1 pseudogene is annotated in these 1,121 nt (G+C 35.7%); it reads right to left on the bottom strand.

From position 1 onward, the window contains the following. A pseudogene (locus tag KJR01_RS09585) lies at nt 1-1,121 on the bottom strand (hypothetical protein); the annotation flags it as partial.

The following is a 1,121-nucleotide window of genomic DNA, read 5'->3' as shown; positions in this document are numbered from 1 at the left end:
TAACACCAGCGAAGAATTGTAGATATGAGTGAGCTACCATACCTTGTTGAGCTTCTGCTGTATCCATAGTTTTACCGTCAGCTGCATTTACTACTTCTTCTAATTTTTTAGTTAATTTATCTATAGTAGCGTTAGCGTCAGCTTTAGTTGTTTGATTTTTTAAACTAGCAAATAAATCAGTAATCTCTTTAGCTGTAGTTGGATTAGCACCATTATTAAATGCTGTATTTGCTAATCTCAATGCTCCTTGTTCTTCTGCCGCAAGGTTAACAAAATCTACTTCTTTATTACCTATAGGTTTAGCTGTTGTCTCAAATGTACCCATTGCTGTTCCAAAAGCATTAAATCCACCAAAACCTGCCGTTTTAGCTGTTGTAGCAGCAGCTACCATTGTATTTAAAGCACCACTTAAAGTTTGAACATCACCAGTATTATCATATGCTGCTAATGTCCCTACTGCTTTTTGACCAGCAGCCTCAACTGTTGTTGCATAATTTTGAGATGCAGTTCCAATTGCTGTTTTATATGCTGCATCAGCATCGTCAACTGTAGCTGCTGCTGTACCATCAAAAGTATTAACAGCATCAGATATAGTCTTCATATCTTTTGCATTAGCTATTAAATCTTTTAATTTTTCAGCTTTAGCATTTTCACCAATTTTTGTAGCTTCTTGACCGACTTTAGCTGTAGTACCTATGAAACTATCTAAAGCTTTAATTGAAGCATCTTTAAACTTATCTAAAGCTTTTTGTTCTTCTGTATGGAAAGCATTATAAGCATTACTTGCTGCTGTAGCTTGTTTAGTCTTAGTTAAACCATCGTTGTAAATAGCTGCATCTTGCACTCCGTGAGCGTTTTTAACATCTCCGAAACTATTTTCTCCTATTAAAATTGAACCATTAGCACCAGTTGTATTCCAAGCATCTGCTGCACCTAAATCCACACCTTTTTTATTGTTGCCATTTACTGCATCTCTTACTACTAAAGAATGAACATCATTAGCACCAGTAGGAACACTAACATTATCCTCAACCTTAATACCCCTACCATCTCTATTTGATAATACAAGTCTACCTTTAGTATCTACAGAAGCTTCTACCCCTGTTTGATCTTTAACAGCA

This window comes from Campylobacter sp. 2018MI10 (assembly GCF_018501175.1).
GTDB lineage: Bacteria > Campylobacterota > Campylobacteria > Campylobacterales > Campylobacteraceae > Campylobacter_E.
Note: the sequence above shows the minus strand (reverse complement) of the source record. Positions and strands in the feature narration are given on the sequence as shown.